Raw genomic sequence first — 15831 nt, 5'->3', positions numbered from 1 at the left:
CCGCGCGCTCATCGGAAGAGGCGATCCAGGCCGTGCCGCAGTCCTCTGGCAAGTCCACCACCACCCGCTCAGCAGAGGTCGGCGACGACTTCGGCGCCAATGAGTGGCTCGTCGAGGAGATGTACGACCAGTACCGCCGCGACCCCGCCAGCGTCGACCCGCAGTGGGCCGACTACTTCAAGAACCAGGGCATGAGCGCCCACGGCTCCCAGAACGGCGCCCAGAACGGCTCCCAGAAGAACTCCCAGAACGGCTCGGCGAGCAACGGTGCATCGAAGCCGGCCGCCTCGGCCCCGAAGCGGGCCGAGGAGAAGCCCGCGCAGGACTCCGAGAAGGCCAGCGCCCCGAAGCCGGTGGCCAAGCCGCGGCCCGACTCGAAGGCGGCCGAGCCCTCGAAGGGCACCAGCAAGCCGACCCCGAAGGAGTCTGCGCCCGCCGCGAAGGCCGAGGCGAACGACGAGCCCACCTACACCGTGCTGCGCGGCGCACCGGCGCGCACGGCGCAGAACATGGACGTCTCCCTCACGGTGCCCACCGCCACCTCGATCCGCTCGGTGCCGGTGAAGCTGCTGTGGGACAACCGCACCGTCATCAACAACCACCTCGCCCGCGCCCGAGGCGGCAAGGTCTCCTTCACCCACCTCATCGGCTACGCCCTCGTGCAGGCGCTGAAGTCGATGCCGGAGATGAACAACTCCTACGAGGAGCGCGACGGCAAGCCCAACCTCGTCGAGCCGGCCCACATCAACCTCGGTCTGGCCATCGACATCAAGAAGGGCGACAAGCGTCAGCTCCTGGTGCCGAGCATCAAGGCGTGCGAGTCGATGGACTTCGCCAGCTTCTGGACCGCCTACGAGGACGTCGTCACCAAGGCGCGCGACTCCAAGCTCACGGTCGCCGACTTCGCGGGCACCACGATCAGCCTCACCAACGTGGGCGGCCTGGGCACCAACCACTCCGTGCCCCGCCTGATGACCGGCCAGAGCGCCATCATCGGCGTCGGCGCCATGGAGTACCCCCCGGAGTGGCAGGGCGCCTCGGCCGAGGCGATCGCACGCAGCGCGATCAGCAAGGTCATGACCCTCACCTCGACCTACGACCACCGCGTGATCCAGGGCGCGCAGTCGGGTGAGTTCCTGCGCCGCGTGCACCAGCTGCTGCTCGGCGAGGAGGGCTTCTACGACGAGATCTTCCGCTCGCTGCGGATCCCCTACCAGCCGATCCGCTGGGGCGCCGACATCGCGACGTCCCACGACGACGAGATCTCCAAGCAGGCCCGCACCCTCGAGCTCATCCACGCCTACCGCGTGCGCGGCCACCTCATGGCCGACACCGACCCGCTGGAGTACCGCCAGCGCACCCACCCCGACCTCGAGGTCGAGAACCACGACCTCACGCTGTGGGATCTCGACCGCGAGTTCGCCACCGGCTCCTTCGGCGGCGCCGGTCGCCGGTTCATGAAGCTGCGCGACATCCTCGGCATCCTGCGCGACTCCTACTGCCGCACCACCGGCATCGAGTACATGCACATCATGGACCCCGAGCAGCGCCGCTGGCTCCAGGAGCGCGTCGAGCAGCCGCACCAGAAGCCGCCGCGTGAGGAGCAGCTGCGGATCCTGCTCAAGCTCAACCAGGCCGAGGCGTTCGAGACGTTCCTCCAGACCAAGTTCGTCGGCCAGAAGCGGTTCAGCCTCGAGGGTGGCGAGACCACCGTCCCGGTCATCGACGAGATCTGCGAGGCGGCCGCCGAGGCGGGCCTCGACGAGGTCACGATCGGCATGGCCCACCGCGGCCGCCTCAACGTGCTGGCGAACATCGTCGGCAAGAACTACTCCCAGATCTTCCGCGAGTTCGAGGGCAACATCGACCCCCGCACGGTGCAGGGCTCCGGCGACGTGAAGTACCACCTCGGCGCCGAGGGCGAGTTCTCTGCCGAGTCCGGCTCCACCATCAAGGTGTCGGTCGCCGCGAACCCCTCGCACCTCGAGGCGGTCGACCCGGTGCTCGAGGGCATCGCGCGCGCCAAGCAGGATGTGCTCGACCGCGGCTTGGAGTACCCCGTGCTCCCGATGCTCGTGCACGGCGACGCCGCGTTCGCGGGCCAGGGCGTGGTGGCCGAGACGCTCAACCTCTCCCAGCTGCGTGGCTACCGCACCGGCGGCACCATCCACCTCATCGTCAACAACCAGGTCGGGTTCACCACCTCGCCGGGCTCCTCGCGCTCGTCGCTGTACTGCACCGACGTCGCCCGCATGGTGCAGGCGCCGATCTTCCACGTGAACGGCGACGACCCCGAGGCGTGCATCAGGGTGGCCCAGCTGGCGTTCGAGTACCGCCAGCAGTTCCACAAGGACGTCGTCATCGACCTCGTCTGCTACCGGCGCCGCGGCCACAACGAGGGCGACGACCCGAGCTACACCCAGCCACTCATGTACGACCTCATCGAGCAGAAGCGTTCGGTGCGCAAGCTCTACACCGAGTCGCTCATCGGTCGTGGCGACATCACGATCGAGGAGGCCGAGCAGGTTCTCAAGGACTACCAGCAGCAGTTGGAGCGGGTCTTCACCGAGGTGCGCGAGGCGACCAGCCAGCCCTCGGAGTGGACCACGGTGCCGGACTACCCCGACAAGCCGAGCGGCGAGACCCGCACGGCGACCACGCCCGAGGTGCTCAAGCGCATCGCCGACTCCTACACGACCCCGCCCGACGGCTTCACCGTGCACCCCAAGGTGATGCCGCAGCTCCAGCGCCGAGCCACGTCGATCACCGAGGGCCCCATCGACTGGGGAACCGGCGAGATCCTCGCGTTCGGCTCCCTGCTCATGGAGGGGCGCCCGGTGCGCCTGGCCGGCCAGGACTCCCGTCGTGGCACGTTCGTGTCGCGATTCGGCACCATCATCGACCGCACGAACGCCGACGAGTGGACGCCGCTGTCGTCCCTCACCGAGGACCAGGCGAAGTTCTACATCTACGACTCGCTGCTCAGCGAGTACGCCGCCCTCGGCTTCGAGTACGGCTACTCCGTGGCCCGCCCCGAGGCGCTCGTGGCCTGGGAGGCGCAGTTCGGCGACTTCGTGAACGGCGCGCAGACGGTGATCGACGAGTTCATCACCTCGGGCAAGACCAAGTGGCGCCAGGACTCCGGCGTCGTGCTGCTGCTGCCACACGGCTACGAGGGCCAGGGCCCCGATCACTCCTCGGCCCGCATCGAGCGGTTCTTGACCATGGCCGCCGACGAGGCCTTCGTGGTGGCCCAGCCCTCCACGCCGGCCTCCTACTTCCACCTGCTGCGCCACCACGCGCTGGGCGAGGCGCACCGCCCGCTCATCGTCTTCACCCCCAAGTCGATGCTCAAGCGCAAGGAGGCGGCCTCGCAGCCCGCCGACTTCACCGAGGGCGGGTTCCGGCCCTTCATCGCCGACGCCGATGCCGACCAGGACAAGGTCGACACCCTGCTGTTGTGCTCGGGCCGGGTCACCTGGGATCTCATGGTGCAGCGCGGCAAGGTCGACCATCCGGAGCGCTTCGCCATCGCCCGGGTCGAGCAGCTCTACCCGCGGCCGATCGACGACATCAAGGCCGAGATCGCCCGGTACCCGCACCTGAAGGAGGTCCGCTGGGTCCAAGACGAGCCCATCAACATGGGCCCGTGGCCGCACTACCGGCTCAGCGCCTGGGACGACGTCGACGCGACGGTCGTGCCGGTGGCGCGGCCGGAGTCGTCGTCACCGTCGGTCGGCACGGTCAAGCGGCACACCGAGGAGCAGAAGGATCTGCTCGCCCGGGCCTTCGAGTGACGTGTACTTCACCGACCGCGGCCTCGAGGAGCTGATCGCGCGCCGGGGTGACGAGGAGGTCACCCTGGCGTGGCTCGCCGAGCAGCTCCAGGCGTTCGTCGACATGTATCCCGAGGCCGAGAACACCGTCGAGCGGCTGGCCACCTGGCTGGCCCGCCTCGACGACCCCGACGACTGACCTCGCCCAGAGCCCTCCGTGTGATAGCACGGTGGGATGACTCCTCGCCTCGGTGCCGCCCTCACGCTCGTCGTCGTGGCGCTGTCGGGTTGCTCCGGCGACTCCGACCAGGCGTCGCGTAGCGATCCCGCGGAGGTCACGATCACCGGCTGGCACCGCGGCGAGCACGGCGGGCTCGAGGAGCCGCCGGCCACCACCTGCCGCGGGCGCATGTCCGGCGAGCGCGTCGTCGGCGACCTGGTCGTGCCGAACCGCGCGACCTGCCGGCTCGACCGCGTGCTGGTCGGTGGCCGCACGGTGGTCGGCTTCGGTTCCACCCTGGTCTCGCACGGCTCCACGTTCGGTGAGGGCATCGGTGCCCACGGGTTCCGCCGCGTCGACCTCCTGCCCCGCCGAGAGAAGGGGCGCGGCCCGCTGGTGGTGGACAGCGCCGAGGACGGCATGGTCGTCGACTTCGTGTTCCAGTCAGGCTCGCGGCTGACCATCACCGACGGCGAGCTCGACGGCCGCTACCTGGTGCTCGATATGCACGGACCCACCAGGATCCGCGGCCTCACCTTCGACCTCGGCTCCCTCTACTGCGCCGGCAACGACGTCGCGCCCGACGTCTCGGGCATCTCCGGCGAGTCCTACACGCTCGCGCGCGGCCAGTGCGCGGGCCGGGGCGCGATCGACGAGGAGGAATCCGACTTCTGAACGCCGGCGCAGCTCGCTGACCTACGTCGTGGCCGGGTCGTCGTCCTCGGCGGCCTGCTTGGCGGCATCGCCCATCTCGAACAGCTCGGTGCCGAGGTTGCCCACCGCGTTGGCGACGTCGCGCACCGCTCCGGTGATGATGCCGGCGACCTCACCGACCGTGCTCGCCGTGGCACCGACGGCGTTCTGCACGGTGTCCTTGGTGATCTCTGCCTTGCTCAGTCGCGCCATGCGTCCAGTGTGCTGGTCCAGCGGCGCGCGCGCCACCGGTCGGTCGGGTGCGCCTGGTCACCGGCTGGCCAGCTCGGACGCCGAGACCTCCGGCGCGTCGCGCAGCGCGGCGAGCGCGTCGGGCACGGCACCGGGGTCGGCCTCGCTCACCACACCTCGGATCGCCAGCAGGGTGTTGCCGCGCACCACGAACACGTCGGTCATCTCCTCGAACGAGATCGCCGCCGCGTGGATCCCCTCGTCGTCGGAGGGCGCGCAGCTGTCCCCTCCTTGGCGGTACGGCCGCATGAGCCGGGTGTGGCAGAGATCCGTCACGGTCTCCAGACCCGCCGCCGGCCGCTCCTCCAGTCTCATCGAGAAGCCGGTGCGGGCGACCTCGGCGCTCACCATCGCCTCAGTGGACACCTCGACATCTCCCACCTCGTAGCCGTCCATCTCGGGCAGGTAGAGGTCGAACCCGGTCGCGGCCAACGCCTGCGTGAGTTCGGGGTCCGCGTCGTTGGAGCAGGCGGCCAACGGCAGGCCGCCGAGCAGGAGGGCAGCCAGCAGCCACGCGCGCACGATCACGTGGAGTGGACGCACGAGCGGGCCGACAGGTTGCTCCTGCGCCGCAGGTCACCCGAAGCTCATCCGGAAGCCGCTCATGCGCACCGAGGCCAGCTGCGTGGCTCCGACGAGCCAGCCGAGCGGTCCGTGAAGGTCGAAGGTCCACTCGGCCCGGCAGGGCAGTGCCTTGGCCGACCCCTTCATCACGGCGCTGACCGCCGTGACGTGATCGTCGATCGGTGGCTGCCACGTGGCACCTCTGAACGGCACCCGGGGGGCCAGGTGGGAGGCGTCGGTGAACGACGCCGACGCGATCGGGGCTCGGTCCGGGGTCGCCACCGACCACGAGGTCGTGCGCAGCGGCCCACGCCTACGGTTGTCGCGCGCGAACGTCGCAAGGCCCTTCGGGATCGCCCACAGGGCGCGGCCACCGGCCACCGAGGCCGGTGAGTCGACCCAGATGTCGGTGATGCTCACCGGGCGCCCCCTCTTCGGCAGGGGGCGGGCGACCAGCAGCTCGGCGTAGGTCAGCGGGCTGGGCGCCTCGTAGGACACCACGGCCGCGCCGTACACCCCGGCGGGCCGGAGCTCGTCGACGTCGTGCCCGAGCTTGAACAGCGACATCCACAGCTGGCCGGCCATGAGCCAGGGTGCGGGCGGGTAGGCCGGCGTGCCACCGGACTCGGCGGCCTGCGAGATCGGGGGCTCTGCCCGGGGGTCTGACATGCCTGGCAGGCTAGCGCGTGGGCCGCTCAGGCCGCCTCTCGCTCAGCGGACGGCGCCACCTGGTCGCCGCCGCGCGAGCGGCGTCCGGGCAGGGCCAGGCGGCAGATCTTGGCGACCACGCTGCCGACCTGCTTGTGCAGCGGCCCGGTGTTGTAGGGCAGGCCGTAGCGATCGCAGAGATCCCGGATCTCCGGGGCGATCTGCGGATAGCGCTTGGCGGGCAGGTCCGGGAAGAGGTGGTGCTCGATCTGGTGGGAGAGGTTGCCGCTCATGATGTGGAAGAGCGGTCCCCCGGTGATGTTGGCCGAGCCGAGCACCTGGCGGTAGTACCAGTGACCACGGGACTCGCGCGGGCCGTCGGGGCCCTCCTCGTCGAGGCACTCCTCCTCGGTGAAGGTCTCGACGCCGGCGGGGAAGTGACCACAGAAGATGATGTTGAACGCCCAGATGTTGCGCACCAGGTTCGCGACCGCGTTGCCGGCCAGCGTCATCGGGAAGAGCGGGCCGGTGAGGGCCGGGAAGAGCAGGTAGTCCTTGAGCGCCTGGTTGCGGATCTTGCGCAGCAGCCCCGGGTAGAGGGGCAGGTTGTCGTCCAGCGACCGCTTGCCGGCGACGATGTTCTCGACCTCGAGGTCGTGCAGCGCCACGCCCCACTCGAAGAGCACCATGAGCAGGAAGGCGTACACCGGATTGCCCAGGTAGTACGGCTTCCAGGCCTGGTCCTCGTCCATGCGCAGGATGCCGTAGCCGATGTCGCGGTCCTTGCCGAGGATGTTGGTGAAGGTGTGGTGGATGTAGTTGTGGCTGTACTTCCACTGGCTGCTCGGGCAGACGGTGTCCCAGTCGAACATGCGCGACGAGAGGCCGGGGTCGCCCATCCAGTCGTACTGACCGTGCATGACGTTGTGCCCGATCTCCATGTTGTCGAGGATCTTGGAGATCGAGAGGGCGCCGACGGCCAGCGGCCAGGCCGGCGGCAGGTAGAACAGTGCGCGCCCCGCGACCTCGAAGCCTCGCTGGATCTTCAGGATCTTGCGGATGTAGGCGGCGTCGGCCTCGCCGAGGTCGTCGACGATCCGCTGGCGGATCGCGTCGAGCTCCTCACCGAAGGCGCGCAGCTGCTCGGGAGTCAGGTGCACCTTGTCGCTCGGACGCCGGGTGGCCCCGTCGGTCTGGGAGGTGGCGGTGGTGGTCATGGGGTGTCCCTTCGTGGAAGGCGGTCGATGGGTGGCAGGTGGCGCGGAGGCGGGTCAGAGGTCGACGGCGCAGTCGCCGACTGGGGTGCTGACACAGACGCGGACGTCCTCGTCCGGCAGATCGGACTCCTCGCCGGTGAGCACGTTGCGCACCGTGCCGCTGGTCTTGCGGGCCGTGCAGGAGAAGCAGATGCCCATCCGGCACCCGAACTCCGGCGTCAGCCCCGCGGCCTCGGCCTGCTCGAGCAGCGTCGCCCCGGTGTTGGGAGCCTCGAGCGCGGACGAGGTGAAGGCGACCTGGCCCTCCGCGGTGCCAGACGCCTCGCCGCCGAGCTTGAACATCTCGGTGCGCAGCCGCGGGGAGTCGCCGAAGGACTCGCGCACCAGGGCCATCATCGGCGCCGGACCGCACGCCCAGGTGTCGAGGCGTTCGTACTCCGGGGCCAGGCGGCGCAGCTCGAACTCGCTGAAGACGCTGTCGTGGCGCAGGTGCACGGTGACGTCGTTGTCGTCGGCGGCGATTCGCGCGAGCTCTTCGGCGAAGATCTGGTCCTCGCCGCTGCGGGCGTAGTGCACGAAGGTGACCTTGCGGCCCGCGCGGCCGTCGTACCCGTCGCGCAGCAGCGTGCGCAGGATCGACATGGCGGGCGTGATGCCGGATCCGCCGGTGATGAAGAGCAGGTGGTTGTTCGTGGGGGTCGCCGGGCTCTCGTCGAGCACGAAGCGGCCCTCGGCCTGCCCCAGGTGCACGATCGTGCCCGGACCGGCCTCCTCGACCAGGAAGCGCGAGACCGAGCGCTCGCCGCGCACGGCGGCGTTCGAGCGGATGGTGAGCGTGATCTGCTCCCCCGGCATCGAGGCGGCCGAGGAGATCGAGAAGCACCGTGTGACGCGTCGTCCGCCCGGCAGCTCCACACCGACCTGCACGTACTGGCCGGCGCGGTGGCCGCGCCAGGTGCTCGTGGGCTGGAGCACGACGGTGCCCACCGGATGCTCCCCCGACGTCTCCCGGTGCACGGAGACGACGCGCGCTCGGACCTCGTTGGCCGCCCACAGCGGGTTGACCAACTCGAGGTAGCGGTCGACCCCGTGCGGCGACGTCAGGGCTGCCACGGCCCGGGAGCGGAGCAGGGTTGCGGCGATGCTCATGGGTGGGTGATCCTCCTCGTCGACCGATGCACTTTCGGTGTACATCCGTGCACTCAAAGGTAGGGGATGCACCCCCCGACCGGTCAAGGGCCGTACGCGTGACCCGGCCCACGCCACCCACCGCTACCCTCGTGCGCGTGACGGAGACAAGGGTCGAGCGCAAGGAACGCACGCGACGCGCGATCCTCGACGCCGCCCTCGAGCTCTGCGAGGAGAGCAGCCTGGTCGCGCTCTCGCTACGCCAGGTCGCCAAGGAGGTCGGCATCGTGCCGACCGGCTTCTACCGCCACTTCGAGTCGATCGAGGAGCTCGGCCTGGCACTGGTCGACGAGTCCTTCGCCTCGTTGCGCAGCATGCTGCGCGCGGTCCGGCAGACCGACCGCTTCGACGGCAGCTTCGCCTCGATCGTCGACGCGTCGGTCGACATCCTGCTCGAGCACGTGCACGCGCATCCGCGCCACTTCGCGTTCATCGCTCGGGAGCGCACCGCCGGTCAGCCGTCGGTGCGTGACGCCATCCGGCACGAGATCGAGCTGTGCGAGCTCGAGCTCGCCACCGACATCGCCAAGCTCCCTGCCGTGGCCGACGACTGGAGCACCGACGACCTGCGCATCCTCTCCGGGCTGATCGTCACCGCCATGGTCTCCACCGCAGAGCAGGTCATCTCCGGCCACGGCCGACGCGCGGTCGAGGAGCGGACCGCCGAGGTGGCTCGCACCCAGCTGCGCATGGTGCTCATCGGGGCGCTGCAGTGGCGTTCGAGCCAGCGGTCCTGAGCTCGCGGCCCTCTCTCGGGCGCGCGAGTGTCGCTGCGCCGGGTCAGCGCGGCCGGACCGTGAGGTCGGGGATGGTCGCGTCGTCGGGCAGGTCGAGCACGTGCAGGATCGCCTCGGCCACCGTGCTCGGCTGGATCCAGTCGGCAGGGTCGTAGCTCTTGCCCTCCTGCTCGTGCACCTTGGCCTGCATCGGCGTGGCCGTGCGACCGGGGTACACCGTCGTGACGCGCACGCCGTTGGTCTGCTCCTCCCCGCGCAGGGAGTCGGCCAGCGCCTTGAGCCCGTGCTTGGAGGCGGCATAGGCCGACCACTGCGGGTGGGCGGCCAGGCCGGCACCGGAGTTGACCAGGACGACGGTGCCGTGCGCGGCGCGCAACGCCGGCAGGGCGACCCGGGTCAGGGCCGCCGGGGCGACCAGGTTGACCCGCAGCTGGGTCGCCCAGTCGGCGACGGAGAGCTCGGCGACGGTGCCCAGCTCGACGACGCCCGCGGCGTGCACCAGGGAGTCGAGCCGATCGGGGAGGTCGAGGGCCTCCACGGACTCCGGGTGCGCCAGGTCGGCCACGACTGCGCGGACCCCCGGGAGGGCCGTGGCCAGCTCACTTGCCCGCTCCTGCGAGCGCGCGACGACGTGGACCTCGTCGCCGCGGTCGAGCAGGGACGCCGCCACGAGCGCGCCGATGCCGGAGCCGGCACCGGTGAGCAGGTGGACGCTCACCGGGTCATCACGATCTTGCCGAACACCTCGCCGTCGACCATCGCACCGAACGCCTCCGCCGCCTGCTCCATCGAGACGGTGCGGTCGATGAGCGGCTTGGCGCCGGTCGCGTCGAGCAGGCCCACCAGCGAGGCCAGCTCGTCACGGGTGCCCATGGTCGAGCCGACCACCGAGAGCTGGAGGAAGAAGATGCGGGTGAGCTCGGCGTCGTCCAGCTTCGGGCCCGACGTGGTGCCGCTGATGACGAGGCTGCCACCGGGGCGCAGCGAGCGGATCGAGTGCGACCAGGTGGCTCGCCCGACCGTCTCCATGACGGCGTCGACCTTGACCGGGAGGCGAGCCCCGGACTCTAAGACGTCGTGCGCGCCGATCTCGAGGGCGCGAGCGCGCTTGGTCTCGTCACGGCTGGTGGCGAGCACCCTCAGCCCCGCCGCCCGCCCCAGGATGATGCACGCGGTGGCGACACCGCCTCCCGCGCCCTGCACGAGCACGGTGTCGCCGGCCCTGAGGCCGCCGCGGGTGAAGAGCATCCGGTAGGCGGTGAGCCACGCGGTCGGCAGGCACGCGGCCTCCTCGAACGAGAGGGACGCCGGCTTGGGCACCACGTTGCGCTTCGGCACGATCACCCGGTCGGCGAAGGTGCCCTGGTGCCGCTCGGAGAGCAGCGAGCGCTTGGGGTCGAAGGTCTCGTCGCCGGTCCAGTCGGGGTCGCTGACCACGGCGTGCACGACGACCTCGTTGCCGTCCTCGTCGAGTCCGGCGGCATCGCAGCCCAAGATCATCGGCAGGGCGTCCTCGCGCAGGCCCACCCCGCGCAGCGACCACACGTCGTGGTGGTTCAGCGAGGCGGCCTTGACGGTGACCGTGGTCCACCCCTCGGGGGCCGTCGGGTCGGGGCGCTCGCCGACCACCAGGCCGGACAGCGGGTCGTCGGAGGAGAAGGACTCGGCGTAGACGGCGAACATGTCCCGACCCTAGCCGGGACCGACGACGAGGGAGATCCCGGCGTGGGCCGGGAGGTCGAGCAAGCCCACGACCGAGCCTGCGAGGTCGTGACGACCGAGCCTGCGAGGTCGTGACGGCGCGTCGAGACCAGGTGAGACGATCGCGGACCTGGACCCGTCAGCGACCGCCGAGAGGTTTTCAGCGCCGGTCTCAGCGGCGGGCGACGCCCTCGGCCCGCGCGGCCGCGGCGACGGCGTCGGAGACGGCGCCGGGAACCCGCGGGTCGAACGGGTCGGGGATGACGTACTCCTCGCTGAGCTGGTCACCGACCAGGTCGGCCAGCGCGTTGGCGGCCGCGAGCTTCATGCCCTCCGTGATGCCGGTGGCCTGCACGTCGAGCGCGCCGCGGAAGATGCCAGGGAAGGCGAGCACGTTGTTGATCTGGTTCGGGAAGTCCGAGCGGCCGGTGGCGACGACGCGGGCGTACTTGTGCGCGACGTCGGGGTGCACCTCGGGCGTGGGGTTGGCCATGGCGAAGATGATCGCCTCGGTCGCCATGCGCGCGACGTCCTCCTCGGGGATGGTGCCGCCGGAGACGCCGAGGTAGACGTCGGCGCCGTCGAGCGCCTCGGACAGCGAGCCGGTGCGGCCGCACCTGTCGGCGGTGATCTCGGCGAGCGCCTTCTTGACCGGCGTGAGGTCGTCGCGGCCCGAGTGCACGACGCCCTTGCGGTCGGTGACGGCGAGGTCGCTGATCCCGGCCTCGATGAGGATCTTGGCGATGGCGACGCCCGCCGCGCCCGCACCCGAGATGACGACCCTGGTCTCGGCGTGCTTGCGCCCGGTGAGCTTCAGCGCGTTCTCGAGCGCCGCCAGGGCCACTACGGCGGTGCCGTGCTGGTCGTCGTGGAAGACGGGGATGTCGAGGCGCTCCTTGAGCCGGTCCTCGATCTCGAAGCAGCGCGGGGCCGAGATGTCCTCGAGGTTGATGCCGCCGAAGCTCGGCGCCAGCCGGGCCACGGTCTCGATGATCTCGTCGGCGTCGGTGGTGTCGAGGCAGATCGGCACGCCGTCGACGCCCCCGAACTGCTTGAAGAGCACGGCCTTGCCCTCCATCACGGGCATGGCCGCAGCCGGACCGATGTCTCCCAGTCCGAGCACGGCGGTGCCGTCGGTGACGACCGCGACGGTGTTCGGCACCCACGTGTAGTGCTGGGTGAGGCTGGGATCCTCGGCGATGGCCGAGCAGACCAGCGCGACGCCGGGCGTGTAGGCCAACGAGAGATCCTCGCGTCCGCGCAACGGCGCCGAGGTCACCTCCATCTTGCCGCCCACGTGCAGGTCGAAGACAGGGTCGCCCTTCTTCGGGTGGGCGGGGTCGCGGTAGGGCTGCGGTCGGGCGTCGGGCATCAGTCGAGGCTTTCTGACGGTGCGGCGTCGGCGTCCGGAGACGTCACGTTGTCCGGCCCGAGCATCGGCTCGGGTGCCGTGGCAGTGTGGCACAGCCGGACCCCCGCTGGCCCTGGCGTGCACGCGTGTGCTGGGTCACAGCACCGTGCGCGCCAGCCGCACTCGAGGGCGCGGCCAGAGACGTCCGACGACGAGCGCGAGCACGGCGTCGTCCGCCACCGGGCCGCGGTGACGGGAGTCGACACCGCGTTCTGGATTGTCACTGAGCAGCCACCAGCCCGACCGCCCGGACGACGTCTGCCGGGGCTCGACGCATCTCTTCACCGTGAGCGTGCCGTCGACGAAGCGCGCCACCACGATCCCACCCGCGCGCGGGTGGGGCGCGCCCGCGCGCCTGTGCACGACCAGCAGCCGGTCGCTCGGTCGCAGGGTCGGCAGCATCGACTCCCCCGACACGACCGCCAGGCCGAGACGCGGCGGCCTCCACCGGGTGCCTCTACCCGTCCGGGTGGGTGGGACGGGTGCTGCTGGACCTGGCACGGGAGTAGTGTCGCAAGGGTCAACCGAGATCCAAACGACGAGGAGATGGAATGCTCGCCACGCTGTTCGCCCCCACCCTCGAGGTCAGCGCTCACTGCGACCTCCCCTGCGGCGTCTACGACCCGGCCCAGGCCCGCATCGAGGCGGAGTCGATCAAGGGCATCATCGCCAAGGTCGCCGACAACGACGACCCCGACTTCCGTACCCGCGCCATCCTCATCAAGGAGCAGCGCGCCGAGATGGTCAAGCACCACCTCTGGGTGCTGTGGACCGACTACTTCAAGCCGCCGCACTTCGAGAAGTACCCGCAGCTGCACGTGCTCGTGAACGAGGCCACCAAGCTCGCCGGCGCCAGTGGCGCCAAGGGCGCCCTCGACGCCGATGTCGCCGACCAGCTGCTGGCGAAGATCGACGAGATCGCCGAGATCTTCTGGGAGACCAAGAAGGCCTGAGCGACCGCTCGCGCGACATCCGACGCCCCGCACCGAACTCGGTGCGGGGCGTCGGGTCGTCCGGGCCACCTCGCCCGAGCAGGTGACCTCGCCCGCGGTCCCTTCACTTTCGCCGACGCGGCCGGCGTCACGGGGTTAGGCTGCCGCGACCCACCACGACTCCGAGCCGCAGAGGATCCCCATGTCGCTCCCCTCCTCCACGGAAGCCGCCACGGACGCCGCCACGGACGCACCCGCCCCTGCCGCGCCGCGCGCCGACGTCGAGGTGCGGCTACCGGCCGAGCGCGCCTACGTCTCGGTGCTGCGCACTCTGACGGCCGGGCTCGCGGCCAGGCTCGACTTCACCATCGACGACATCGAGGATCTGCGGATCGTGGTCGGCGAGGCCTGCGCCATCGTGCTCTCCGAGGCCACGGCCGGCGGTGACCTTCTGGGGCGCTTCACCCTGGGGCAGCGCGAACTGGGCGTCGACGTCAGCGTGCCCGCGACCGAGGGTCACGCTCTCGACGAGGACTCCTTCGCCTGGCAGGTGCTCACCACCCTCGCCGGCGACGTGGCGGCCAGCACGACAGAGGGGCGCCTGCACCTGCGGATGGTCGTGCGGGCCAGCGCGCTGGACGCCCCGGCTGGTCCGTGAGCACCGTGACCTCCCCGACCTCCCAGGCCCCGGCGTCCAGCGACACCGCGGTACCCGAGCTCCACCTCCCCGAGGTTCCCGACGCACCCACCGAGCACCACCGGGTGAACGTCGAGGAGACCCGCCGCCGCAGCACCGAGCTGTTCGCTGTCATCGACGACGCGGTCGCCCGCGGCGACGAGGCGCGACGCGAGGCCGCTCGCGACGGACTCGTGCACCTCCACCTGCCGCTCGTCGAGCACTGCGCGCGGCGCTTCCGCAACCGCGGGGAGCCGCTGGAGGATCTCGTGCAGGTCGGCACCATCGGCCTGATCAAGTCCATCGACCGCTTCGACACCGGCCGGGGCGTCGAGTTCTCGACCTACGCCACGCCGACGATCATCGGCGAGATCAAGCGGTACTTCCGCGACAAGGGCTGGGCGATCCGGGTGCCGCGCCGGCTCCAGGAGTTGCGGATGCAGATCAGCAGCGCCACCGGACTGCTCAACCAGGAGCTCGGCCGCTCCCCCACGGCCGCCGAGCTCGCGGCCCACATCGGCTGCACCGTCGAGGACATCGTCGAGGGCATCGAGTCCTCGCACGCCTACTCGACCCTCTCCCTGGACTCCCAGGACAGCTCGGACGACGGACCGCCGTCGATGCTCGACATGCTCGGCTCCGAGGACGCCGGTATCGAGCACGTCGAGGTGCGCGAGTCGCTGCGCCCCTTGCTGGCGCAGTTGCCGGCCCGGGAGAAGAAGATCCTGCTGCTGCGGTTCTTCAAGAACATGACGCAGTCGCAGATCGCCGAGGAGATCGGGGTCTCCCAGATGCACGTGTCGCGGCTTCTCAACCGCACCCTGGAACAACTGCGCACCACGCTCGAGGCCGACGCCTGACGCCACGCCCGCGCACGACCCGGATGCAGTCAGACCTCTCGGTCGCGTTCCAGGGCGCGCATCGTGTCGGGGTGCAGCAGCCCGGCCAGGGCCACGAGCGCGGTGACCACGAGCATGACCGCGACCACCGGTGCACCGCGCAGGTTCCAGGCCAGGCCCAGCGCCATGAGCTGCGTGAGCAGCAACGGCCCGCGCGCCCAGGGGTGCAGCCTCCACAGGGCGCCCGCGCAGGCCAGCAGGGCCACCGCCACGATCGCGAAGAACACCGCGGTGGAGAGCCCGAGTGAGAGTCGGTCGCGCTCGATCGAGAGGGCCTCGAGCACGGCCACCGCGACGAGCACGACCCCCTCGACGAAGCCGAGCGAGGCCGCGACGCTCAGCGGGGCCGGGCGTCGGGGCGACAAGGAGGGGCTGGGCTGGTCCACCGGCCCGAGGGTAGGGCATCCTCGTCTGGAGCCGACCGCCCGTGGCTGCGCGTGCTCGCTACCACGACCGGCACGGGTCGCGGTGGCGCGGCGCGTGTGACATAGCAAACCCGGCCCAGCCCCCCGAAAGGGTTGTCTTGTTGCGGGATTGTTGCCACGCTGGGGTTTCGCGCTCGTCGAAGCCGCCTATCGCTGTGCCCACCGCACGCGCGCACATCATGCCTCTCCCCCGGGAGGCGTGCACGCATCCGAAAGGAAAGAAGGACCATCCCGGCCATGGATTGGCGCCATCGCTCTGCCTGCCTCGACGAGGATCCCGAGCTGTTCTTCCCGATCGGCAACACCGGTCCGGCCATCCTCCAGATCGAAGAGGCCAAGCAGGTGTGCCGCCGCTGCGACGTGCGCGAGCAGTGCTTGCAGTGGGCGCTCGAGGCGGGCCAGGACCATGGGGTGTGGGGCGGCCTGAGCGAGGACGAGCGTCGCGCACTCAAGCGCCGTAACGCCCGATCGCGCGTGCGCAGCGCCTGACCC

Annotated in this window: 18 protein-coding genes; 8 read left to right on the top strand and 10 right to left on the bottom strand. The window is 70.6% G+C overall.

What is annotated here, in order from left to right; all coding sequences use genetic code 11:
* Positions 1-119 precede the first annotated feature (119 nt).
* From ISG29_RS04300 to ISG29_RS04290, 3 genes are read left to right on the top strand one after another with little or no spacing between them, the layout of a single operon-like run.
* A complete protein-coding gene (locus ISG29_RS04300; RefSeq protein WP_407940154.1) occupies positions 120-3797 on the top strand; it encodes a multifunctional oxoglutarate decarboxylase/oxoglutarate dehydrogenase thiamine pyrophosphate-binding subunit/dihydrolipoyllysine-residue succinyltransferase subunit in 3678 nt (1225 codons plus the stop codon).
* 1 nt (position 3798) lies between these two features.
* A complete protein-coding gene (locus ISG29_RS04295) occupies positions 3799-3975 on the top strand; it encodes a DUF6104 family protein (protein WP_194502065.1) in 177 nt (58 codons plus the stop codon).
* Positions 3976-4011: 36 nt separating this feature from the next.
* Positions 4012-4671 (top strand): hypothetical protein, encoded by a 660-nt coding sequence (locus tag ISG29_RS04290; RefSeq protein WP_194502064.1) that lies wholly within the window; start codon positions 4012-4014, stop codon positions 4669-4671.
* 21 nt (positions 4672-4692) lie between these two features.
* Here the strand turns inward: ISG29_RS04290 and ISG29_RS04285 are convergent, their stop codons facing one another.
* Genes ISG29_RS04285 through ISG29_RS04265 form a run of 5 tightly spaced genes read right to left on the bottom strand, consistent with a single transcriptional unit; the run spans position 4693 to position 8519 of the window.
* A complete protein-coding gene (locus tag ISG29_RS04285) occupies positions 4693-4902 on the bottom strand; it encodes a hypothetical protein (RefSeq protein ID WP_194502063.1) in 210 nt (69 codons plus the stop codon).
* Positions 4903-4959: 57 nt separating this feature from the next.
* On the bottom strand, positions 4960-5484 hold the full coding sequence (locus ISG29_RS04280) for a hypothetical protein (protein WP_194502062.1): 525 nt from the start codon (positions 5482-5484) through the stop codon (positions 4960-4962).
* A 33-nt stretch (positions 5485-5517) separates the two neighbouring features.
* Entirely contained in the window at positions 5518-6174 is a 657-nt protein-coding gene (locus ISG29_RS04275; protein ID WP_194502061.1) for a hypothetical protein, read from the bottom strand.
* A 26-nt stretch (positions 6175-6200) separates the two neighbouring features.
* Positions 6201-7370 (bottom strand): fatty acid desaturase family protein, encoded by a 1170-nt coding sequence (locus tag ISG29_RS04270; RefSeq protein ID WP_194502060.1) that lies wholly within the window; start codon positions 7368-7370, stop codon positions 6201-6203.
* Between the two features lie 54 nt (positions 7371-7424).
* On the bottom strand, positions 7425-8519 hold the full coding sequence (locus tag ISG29_RS04265; RefSeq protein ID WP_194502059.1) for a flavin reductase family protein: 1095 nt from the start codon (positions 8517-8519) through the stop codon (positions 7425-7427).
* A gap of 137 nt (positions 8520-8656) precedes the next feature.
* Here ISG29_RS04265 and ISG29_RS04260 point away from each other — a divergent pair, with 137 nt between their 5' ends.
* Positions 8657-9295, top strand: a complete 639-nt coding sequence (locus ISG29_RS04260) for a TetR family transcriptional regulator (RefSeq protein ID WP_328827913.1) — start codon at positions 8657-8659, stop codon at positions 9293-9295.
* Between the two features lie 43 nt (positions 9296-9338).
* On the opposite strand, the gene ISG29_RS04255 is transcribed toward ISG29_RS04260, so the two are convergent.
* The 4 genes from ISG29_RS04255 to ISG29_RS04240 form a co-directional block, all read right to left on the bottom strand.
* Entirely contained in the window at positions 9339-10013 is a 675-nt protein-coding gene (locus ISG29_RS04255; RefSeq protein WP_194502057.1) for an SDR family oxidoreductase, read from the bottom strand.
* The gene (locus ISG29_RS04250) at positions 10010-10978 is read right to left on the bottom strand and encodes a zinc-binding dehydrogenase (protein WP_194502056.1); all 969 of its coding nucleotides are present in this window, start codon (positions 10976-10978) and stop codon (positions 10010-10012) included. Before ISG29_RS04250 ends, ISG29_RS04255 begins: the two co-directional genes overlap by 4 nt.
* A gap of 190 nt (positions 10979-11168) precedes the next feature.
* A complete protein-coding gene (locus ISG29_RS04245) occupies positions 11169-12368 on the bottom strand; it encodes an NAD(P)-dependent malic enzyme (protein WP_194502055.1) in 1200 nt (399 codons plus the stop codon).
* Positions 12369-12503: 135 nt separating this feature from the next.
* A complete protein-coding gene (locus ISG29_RS04240; protein ID WP_328827910.1) occupies positions 12504-12908 on the bottom strand; it encodes a S24/S26 family peptidase in 405 nt (134 codons plus the stop codon).
* Between the two features lie 50 nt (positions 12909-12958).
* On the opposite strand from ISG29_RS04240, the gene sodN reads away from it, so the two are divergent.
* The 3 genes from sodN (at position 12959) to ISG29_RS04225 (ending at position 14875) form a co-directional block, all read left to right on the top strand.
* Positions 12959-13360 (top strand): superoxide dismutase, Ni, encoded by a 402-nt coding sequence (gene sodN / locus ISG29_RS04235; protein ID WP_194502053.1) that lies wholly within the window; start codon positions 12959-12961, stop codon positions 13358-13360.
* A gap of 181 nt (positions 13361-13541) precedes the next feature.
* Complete coding sequence (locus tag ISG29_RS04230) at positions 13542-13997, top strand: ATP-binding protein (RefSeq protein ID WP_235958426.1); 456 nt, start codon at positions 13542-13544, stop codon at positions 13995-13997.
* Positions 13994-14875 (top strand): RNA polymerase sigma factor SigF, encoded by an 882-nt coding sequence (locus ISG29_RS04225; protein WP_194502052.1) that lies wholly within the window; start codon positions 13994-13996, stop codon positions 14873-14875. The genes ISG29_RS04230 and ISG29_RS04225 overlap by 4 nt, the downstream gene beginning before the upstream one ends.
* Before the next feature lie 29 nt (positions 14876-14904).
* Here the strand turns inward: ISG29_RS04225 and ISG29_RS04220 are convergent, their stop codons facing one another.
* On the bottom strand, positions 14905-15300 hold the full coding sequence (locus tag ISG29_RS04220; RefSeq protein WP_194502051.1) for a hypothetical protein: 396 nt from the start codon (positions 15298-15300) through the stop codon (positions 14905-14907).
* Positions 15301-15576: 276 nt separating this feature from the next.
* On the opposite strand from ISG29_RS04220, the gene ISG29_RS04215 reads away from it, so the two are divergent.
* Positions 15577-15828: a WhiB family transcriptional regulator gene (locus ISG29_RS04215; RefSeq protein ID WP_194502050.1), complete on the top strand. Its 252-nt coding sequence runs from the start codon at positions 15577-15579 to the stop codon at positions 15826-15828.
* Positions 15829-15831 lie beyond the last annotated feature (3 nt).

The sequence above is a fragment of the Nocardioides acrostichi genome (assembly GCF_015319165.1).
GTDB classification, from domain to species: domain Bacteria; phylum Actinomycetota; class Actinomycetes; order Propionibacteriales; family Nocardioidaceae; genus Nocardioides; species Nocardioides acrostichi.
This window is presented reverse-complemented; position numbering and strand designations above follow the sequence as displayed.